Source organism: Bacteroides sp. CAG:633, from assembly GCF_000435115.1.
GTDB lineage: Bacteria > Bacteroidota > Bacteroidia > Bacteroidales > Bacteroidaceae > Bacteroides > Bacteroides ndongoniae.
This window is the reverse complement of sequence record NZ_FR883128.1, coordinates 1-7,875: the sequence shown is the minus strand read 5'-3', so window position 1 is coordinate 7,875 and position 7,875 is coordinate 1. Positions and strand designations below refer to the sequence as shown.

Below are 7,875 nucleotides of genomic sequence, written 5' to 3'. Positions count from 1 at the left end.
CGCGAGCCGTGCAAGTGTGGAACAAATGGAATGCAAGTGTCCTACAAATGGGGGGCAAGTGCCCCGCAAACAGCCTTCACGGCAAGTGCGGAACGGCCTACCTCAACAGAGATGACAGCCAGCGACGGACAACGGATTCTTGACGGAAAAATGGCTGGTTTTCACAAATTATCGCTATCTTTGCTATCCATACATATACATCAACTAAAGAAGCCGATTATGAAGAATTTTACTTGCGTGCAGGACATCGGTGACCTGAAGTCCGCACTTGCCGAAGCTTTTGAGATAAAGAAAGACCGTTTCAAATACGTAGAACTGGGCCGCAACAAGACGTTGATGATGATCTTCTTCAACTCCAGTCTGCGCACCCGCCTCAGCACCCAGAAAGCGGCACTGAACCTGGGCATGAACGTCATTGTGCTCGATATCAACCAAGGTGCCTGGAAGCTGGAAACCGAACGCGGTGTCATCATGGACGGTGACAAACCCGAACACCTGCTGGAGGCCATCCCCGTGATGGGCTGCTATTGCGACGTGATAGGCGTGCGCTCGTTTGCCCGCTTCGAAAACCGCGACTACGACTACAACGAAGTCATTCTGAACCAGTTCATCAAGTACTCCGGCCGCCCCGTCTTCTCCATGGAGGCCGCCACGCGCCACCCGCTGCAGAGCTTCGCCGACCTCATCACCATCGAGGAATACAAGAAGACTGCCCGTCCGAAGGTAGTCATGACCTGGGCTCCGCATCCGCGTCCGCTGCCGCAAGCCGTGCCCAACTCGTTTGCCGAGTGGATGAACGCTACCGACTATGAATTCGTCATCACCCATCCCGAAGGCTACGAACTCGATCCGAAGTTTGTGGGCAACGCCCGTGTGGAATACGACCAGATGAAAGCCTTCGAAGGCGCCGACTTCATCTACGCCAAGAACTGGGCCGCCTATACCGGCGACAACTACGGACAGATACTGAGCAAGGACCGCGCCTGGACCGTGAGCGACCGTCAGATGGCCGTCACCAACAACGCCTACTTCATGCACTGCCTGCCCGTTCGCCGCAACATGATTGTAACCGACGACGTCATCGAAAGCCCGCAAAGCATCGTCATCCCCGAAGCTGCCAACCGCGAGATATCGGCTACGGTAGTGCTGAAACGGATGATTGAGGGCCTGAAATAAGATACTGCGAACAGAAGGTTCAATACAGATTACGCGGATTATCACAGATTCATTCCATCGGGTAGCCCCATGTGATAGAATCTGTAATAATCCGCGTAATTCTGTTTATACTGTGGTGTATACCGGTTTTCCGTTACTTCTCGACCGCCTTTCCGGCCTGTACCCATCCGGTGATGCCTTTGTCTAAGTCGTACACCTTATAGCCCTTTTTACTCAGAATACTGGCTGCCTCCTTGCTGCGGCGACCGCTGCGGCAATACAGTGCTACGGGTTTCTCTTTCTGCAAAAGGGAATCGGCCACCTGGGCAAACCCTTTGTCGAGCACGTTGATGTTGATGCTACCGGCAATGTGGCCTTCGGAATACTCGGCCACGGTGCGTACGTCGAGGCGTTGCACCTCGGGATTGGCAATCAGCGACTCGAACTCATCGGCCGAGACAGACTGGTAGTCGCCACCCTTCTGCTGGCACGAAAACAGCGCCATCACACAGGCGCACAAATTCAGGAATAATATCTTCATACGTTTAATGATTTGAGTTGGCAAACAAACATGTTGACAAGCCGACGGGAACGGGCACAGACGTAAATCTGCGCCACCCGCATCGCCCGCATCCGAAGCATGTTCTTCAACCTGCAACAGCTTCTTCCGGCTTCCTGTAACTTGTTATTCAGTCACGTCGAATTCGTAGGTCTTTACGTCCTCGTCGCTGTCCGTGGTGTGCACGCTGAAATATACCCGCAGGCTATGCACATCCTCGTCGGCCAGATACTGCCGCAAGGGCACGGACACGTAGGCGCGCTTGCTGTAGTCTTCCACGTCGCTGGTGGCATCGTGGTACAGGGTGAGGCGGACGGTGGCACAACCTTCGTCGTCGACAGTCACCTCATCCTCAACAAAGCCCAGCGTATGTACCGCCTGCTGCTTCACCGAGAGCACCATGTTCAGGTAACCACATCCCAGCCAGATGCTCGTCACGTCGGCCGGCTTTGTCTTTACACCGCCCTTGAAGCTGTCGGCCGGTTTGGGCAGAGGTGCTATGGCCTTAGACAAGGCATACAAACGTACACCTTCGCCACCATCGGCTGCCGTCTCCAGGCCATAATTGCTGATAACGCGCACCAGCGAGTCGGCATTGATACGCGTGCCCGAGTCGTCGGCCAGCACGGTGTAGCGCGCTCCGTCGTCGGTCTGCACCGACTGCAACGTGCCGTCGGCTCCCGAATAGGCAGTCAGAAACTCCAGCTTCACCGAAGGGTAGTAATAGTCGTCATCGTCGCCGCACGACGCAAACAGAGTGGCCAGCAACAGCATCAGCCCGTATAAGCAACCTTTCTTCATAACGTCACACTTTCAGGTAATTGGTCAACGGATTGGCATACATCTGCAACAGCTTTGTGCGCAGGAAATCCTCGTCCTTGCCGGGCAGGTCGATGCGCGAGAGCTGCTGCTCCAGATAGGCCGCAAAGCGTTTCTCGTCGGCTTCGGTGTAGTGCGATGCAAACTCACGGGTCGCGGTCAGCAAGTCGTGAGCCACGTAGTTGTTGGGATACAGGCGGTAGTTGGCATGTATGCCAGCATCGAGCAATGCGGAAACCCGGGCAAACAGTTCGGGCTTGGGTAGCGAACGGTCGAACGACTTCAGTGCCTCGTTGATGCAAGGTGCCGTCTGGAAGTGTACACGGCCTTTGTAGCCGAAGATACCCGTCTGCATGTTCTGCAGGTCGTCGGCCTGCGTTTTCTTATAGTCGGGGTTGTCCCGCTTCAGCTGGAACTCGCGTGCCTTCAGGAAGTCGCACGGGTCGAACTCATACGAAATGGACAAGGGGACGATGTTCAGTTCCGACAGGCGGTCTATAATGTCGCCCTCGCCACCCATGGCCATCATTTTGAGTACGCTGTCCTGAGTGCGGTCGTCGGAGTCCTTGGCGCGTCCCTCGCGCTGTGCAATCCAGATGGACTGTTTCTTGTCGCGAATGGTGTAGTGCATGTAGCGCGACATGCGGGCAGACGATTCCAGCTTCTGACGCATGGTGAGCGCACGCTGCACAATGAACGACTTGTTGACCCGCACCAGTTTCTTGATCCAGGGATAGATGAGCAGATTGTCGCCGATGGCTATCTCCACCGTGTCGAGTCCCTGTTCTACCAGCATGACGGAGAGCAGTCCGGAATCGAGCACGATGTCGCGATGGTTGGAGACGTAGGTGTAGGCTGCCTGACGGTCGGTCAGGGCAGAAATATCCAGCGTCACTCCATCGGTAGCTTCCTTGATGATCTTCTTCAGCAGTCCGTAACAGAAAGTTTTCTGAAACTCGAATTTCGTCTTGCAGGCACGCATCTGTCCGGCAATGGCCTCGAAGGGGATGCCTGGCATTACGGCGCCCACGACCTGTCTGAATGCCGGGTCGGCAATCAGCTCCTCGAATATCTGCGGGAGTTCGCTGTCGTGGTAAGGGCGGATTTCGTCAAATTCCTCGTTCATGACTATAAGTTTTTGAGTTAATGTGATAATATGATAGTGAAGCTACGAAGCCATGCGACCGTCGGTCTGCAAGAAATTCTTCATACTTCATTCCTCATTCTTCATTTCCCTGTTCTTTATTTTTCGAAAGCGTTCTCGATGATGTCGGTCATCACGTCTTTGATGTCCATGCCGGCGGCACGCACCTGCTGGGGGATGAAGCTCGTGGCCGTCATGCCCGGGGTGGTGTTCACTTCGAGCAGGTTGATCTTCTCACCGGCGGTGACGATGTAGTCCACACGGATAATGCCACGTGCACCGAGTATGTCGTAAATGGCCGAAGTGAGTTGCTGTACGCGGTCGCGCAGCTCGTCGGGAATGCGGGCGGGGGTAATCTCGTCGGACTCACCGTTGTACTTGGCCTTGTAGTCGAAGTATTCGTTATGGCTTACGACTTCGGTGATGGGGAAGACTACAGACTTCTGACGCGTCTTATAGCAGCCGCAAGTCAGTTCGGTGCCGTCCATGAAGGCTTCGATGACTACTTCCTGTGCCTCGTCGAAAGCCTTGGCGATGGCGGGCTGTATTTCGTCGCGCGTCTTCACCTTGGTGACTCCGAAGCTCGATCCACCCAAGCTGGGCTTGATGAAACAGGGCAGGCCTATCTTTTCAATGACATCGTCGTCGCTGATGGTCTGGCCCCGGCGCAGAAGCAACGAGTCGGCGATGCGCACGCCGAAAGACTTAAGATACTGGTTGCAGGCAAACTTGTCGTAAGTGAGCGAGGCAGCCAGCACTCCGCAGCAGGAGTACGGGATGTGTAGCATGTCGAAATAGCCTTGCAGACGTCCGTCTTCGCCGGGCGTGCCGTGAATGGTGATATAGGCAAAGTCGAAGGTCACCTTGCGGCCGTCGAGCTGAAAGCTGAAGTCGTTGCGGTCGACGGGCACCGTGGTTCCGTCGGGCAGCTGCACGTGCCAGTCGAGTCCGTGCATCTGTACGATATAGAGTGTGTACTTCTCCTTGTCGATGAAGGAGTAAATGCCCTGTGCACTACGCAGGGAAACATGAAATTCGGAGGTATCGCCTCCGCCTACGATGGCAATTGTACGTTTCATTCTAAGTTTCTGTTACTGATGTAGCTCCGCCACTTGTCGATGAGCCGTGACATGTCGTCGGGCAGCTGGGAGGTGAAGTACATCTCCTGGCCGGTGACGGGATGGACGAAGCCCAGCGTCATGGCGTGAAGTGCCTGCCGCGGACAGGTGTCGAAGCAGTTGTTTACGAATTGTTTATATTTTGCAAAATGCGTTCCTTTCAGTATCTCGTGGCCGCCGTAGCGCTCGTCGTTGAAGAGGACGTGGCCGATGTGCTTCATGTGCACGCGTATCTGGTGGGTGCGTCCGGTTTCGAGGATGCACTCGACGAGGGTGACGTAGCCGAAGCGTTCGAGTACGCGGTAGTGGGTGACGGCATGCTTTCCTTCGCCGTCGGGCAGGACAGCCATCTGCATGCGGTCGCGCGGGTTGCGGCCGATGTCGCCCGTTATGGTTCCTTCATCCTGTTCGACGTTACCCCACACCAGGGCACGGTAGCGGCGCTTCGTAGTCTTATGGAAGAACTGGTTGCCCAGGTTGGTCTTGGCGTCGGGGGTCTTGGCGATGACGAGCAGGCCGGAGGTGTCCTTGTCGATGCGGTGGACGAGGCCCACGTGGGGGTCGTTGGCATCGTAGTCGGGGACGTCCTTCATGTGCCAGGCAATGGCGTTGACCAGCGTACCGCGGTAGTTGCCGTGACCGGGGTGTACGACGAGTCCGGCGGGCTTGTTCACCACCATCAGGTAGCGGTCTTCGTAGACGATGTCGAGCGGAATGTCCTCGGGGATGACCTCGTTGTCGTAACGGGGACGGTCCATCATAATGGTGATGACGTCCAGCGGCTTCACCTTGTAGCTGCTCTTCACGGGGCGACCGTTGGCCATGACGAAGCCTGCGTCGGCTGCCTTCTGTATGCGGTTGCGCGAAGCGTTGGTCAGGCGGTCGAAGAGGTACTTGTCGACACGCATCATCTCCTGTCCGCGGTCCACCACCACACGGAAGTGTTCGTAGAGCTGTGCCGCCTCGCCCACGGGTTCGATGTCGTCAAGGTCGTCGGCATCGATGGGGTCGGTGTCGGGCAGCGGGGTGTCGGGCAGCGCGGCCGGAATGTCTTTTCTGTCAGCTGGTATGTCGGTAGTCATAGTTGCAGTCTGTTGGTACGTTATAGCGATGAACGTTGTCAGAACCAGGATTCTTCGTCTTCGTCGGCAGGAGCACCGGTTTCGGCACCGGCCGTATCTTCCACTCCGAGGGAGTCGGTCTCCAGTTCGGGCTCTTTCTCACCGTTTCCGACAACGAGTCGCAGCATGGAGCCTACGGGCACCTGCTCGCCGATGGCCAGGGGGCGTCCTTTGTACTCGACGCTGTACACCCAGTCCGTTTCGCCGGGTATCTTGCGAATGGAGTCGAGTCGGAATCCGGCTGCCAGCAAACGGGCTTCGGCCTGACGGAGGGAGCTGTTGTCGGCCACGTCGGGGACATTGCACAGGGGCACACTAAGGGTGTTGATGGTGAGGTAGACGATGCGCCCCTGCTTGACACGCTGTCCGGCCGAGGGGTTGTGGTCGAGGATGCTTCCGGCAGGGAGCTTCTTGACATAGGTCGAGTCGGACACGACACCGGACAGCCCGCGGTTGAGCAGCAACTGCTGTGCCTGGGCGACGCTCATCCCCTTGATGTCGGGGACGGTGACGGCCTGTCCGTGGCGGGTATATACGTCGAGGCCCTTCAGCACGCCGTAGACTACGGCGACGAGCACGATAATCATTGCCAGTATGTTCAGCCAGAAAAAGCGGTTCTGGCGGAAAGAGAAAAATTCTTTTATCGTCATAATTGATGCGTTATTTGGGGCAAAGATACGCAATAGTAGCAAGAAACACGAAAGTTGAGGGTGGAATTTCAGCGGAAAGGACACGAGTGCCTGCAACAGGCTTTATACAACACTTGCACGGCTCGCGAGAGACACTTGTACGGCTCACGAGCCACACTTGCACCGCTCGCGAGCCGTGCAAGTGTCCCACAAAAGGCCCGTCGCCGCCCGCAGGGGCAGAAAAAAAGAGAGCACATCCGCACCGGATGTACTCTCTTCTTTATCTTTTCGTTACAAGGGAACGGCTTAGGCCTTCACTCCGTTGTATTCGTCAGAAACAGTCAGTTTCTTGCGACCTTTAGCACGACGTGCTGCCAATACTCTGCGGCCATTGGCTGTAGCCATTCTCTCACGGAAACCGTGTTTGTTTCTTCTCTTTCTGTTGGAGGGTTGAAATGTTCTTTTCATTATTGTATCTTTTTTACGTTATTATTCTCACGAATTCGGGCTGCAAAAATAGAGACTTTTTTCAAAATAACCAAGAGATAACTCATTTTCTCTCAAAAGTTTTTGCGATTTTTACCGAATTCCATTAATTTTGCACCCGCATTTCGCAAGAAGAGAACACACTACAGTCCGTGTTCACCCGAAGGACGCCGCCTCGCATGACTGGCTCGAACTTGCTTGAAAGACTTAAATTAAAATACATATATAAATAAAAGAAGATAGTTATGATTAATGCCCAAGACATTAAAATCGGAACTTGCATCCGCATGGACGGCAAGCTGTATTTCTGCATCGACTTCCTGCATGTAAAACCGGGAAAAGGTAACACTTTCATGCGTACGAAACTGAAAGACGTAGTGAACGGCTACGTGCTGGAACGCCGCTTCAACATCGGTGAGAAGCTGGAAGACGTGCGCGTAGAACGCCGCCCCTACCAATACCTCTACCACGACGGTAACGACTACCAGTTCATGAACCAGGAGACTTTCGAACAAATTCCCATCGCCCACGACCTGATCAACGGCGTTGACTTCCTGCTCGAAGGCCAGGTAGTAGATGTAGTTTCCGACGCTTCGACCGAAACCGTGCTCTATGCCGACATGCCTATCAAGGTGCAGCAGAAGGTGACTTACACCGAGCCGGGTCTGAAAGGCGATACTGCCACCAACACCCTGAAGCCTGCTACAGTTGAGTCGGGTGCCACTGTACGTGTTCCCCTCTTCATCAACGAAGGCGAAACCATCGAAATCGATACTCGCGACGGTTCTTACGTGGGCCGCGTGAAGGCATAAGGTTTCATCGAACAGATAGAAACCCCATCCCC

At 55.0% G+C, this 7,875-nt stretch carries 9 protein-coding genes; 2 read left to right on the top strand and 7 right to left on the bottom strand.

Features of this window, described 5'->3' with window-relative positions; all coding sequences use genetic code 11:
* Positions 1 to 219: 219 nt before the first annotated feature.
* On the top strand, positions 220 to 1,176 hold the full coding sequence (locus QVP67_RS12600; protein ID WP_022163920.1) for an acetylornithine carbamoyltransferase: 957 nt from the start codon (positions 220 to 222) through the stop codon (positions 1,174 to 1,176).
* Positions 1,177 to 1,309: 133 nt separating this feature from the next.
* On the opposite strand, the gene QVP67_RS12595 is transcribed toward QVP67_RS12600, so the two are convergent.
* From QVP67_RS12595 to rpmH, 7 genes are all read right to left on the bottom strand, one after another.
* On the bottom strand, positions 1,310 to 1,696 hold the full coding sequence (locus QVP67_RS12595) for a rhodanese-like domain-containing protein (RefSeq protein ID WP_022163919.1): 387 nt from the start codon (positions 1,694 to 1,696) through the stop codon (positions 1,310 to 1,312).
* A gap of 144 nt (positions 1,697 to 1,840) precedes the next feature.
* On the bottom strand, positions 1,841 to 2,515 hold the full coding sequence (locus tag QVP67_RS12590; protein ID WP_022163918.1) for a NigD1/NigD2 family lipoprotein: 675 nt from the start codon (positions 2,513 to 2,515) through the stop codon (positions 1,841 to 1,843).
* 4 nt (positions 2,516 to 2,519) lie between these two features.
* Positions 2,520 to 3,659: a 1-acyl-sn-glycerol-3-phosphate acyltransferase gene (locus tag QVP67_RS12585; RefSeq protein ID WP_022163917.1), complete on the bottom strand. Its 1,140-nt coding sequence runs from the start codon at positions 3,657 to 3,659 to the stop codon at positions 2,520 to 2,522.
* Between the two features lie 116 nt (positions 3,660 to 3,775).
* A complete protein-coding gene (locus QVP67_RS12580) occupies positions 3,776 to 4,756 on the bottom strand; it encodes a D-alanine--D-alanine ligase (RefSeq protein ID WP_022163916.1) in 981 nt (326 codons plus the stop codon).
* Positions 4,753 to 5,877, bottom strand: a complete 1,125-nt coding sequence (locus tag QVP67_RS12575) for an RluA family pseudouridine synthase (RefSeq protein WP_022163915.1) — start codon at positions 5,875 to 5,877, stop codon at positions 4,753 to 4,755. Before QVP67_RS12575 ends, QVP67_RS12580 begins: the two co-directional genes overlap by 4 nt.
* 38 nt (positions 5,878 to 5,915) lie before the next feature.
* Complete coding sequence (locus tag QVP67_RS12570; protein WP_022163914.1) at positions 5,916 to 6,566, bottom strand: PASTA domain-containing protein; 651 nt, start codon at positions 6,564 to 6,566, stop codon at positions 5,916 to 5,918.
* Positions 6,567 to 6,851: 285 nt separating this feature from the next.
* On the bottom strand, positions 6,852 to 7,013 hold the full coding sequence (gene rpmH / locus QVP67_RS12565; RefSeq protein WP_007564314.1) for a 50S ribosomal protein L34: 162 nt from the start codon (positions 7,011 to 7,013) through the stop codon (positions 6,852 to 6,854).
* A gap of 263 nt (positions 7,014 to 7,276) precedes the next feature.
* Here rpmH and efp point away from each other — a divergent pair, with 263 nt between their 5' ends.
* Complete coding sequence (efp, locus tag QVP67_RS12560; protein ID WP_022163913.1) at positions 7,277 to 7,843, top strand: elongation factor P; 567 nt, start codon at positions 7,277 to 7,279, stop codon at positions 7,841 to 7,843.
* The last annotated feature ends 32 nt before the right edge of the window (positions 7,844 to 7,875 follow it).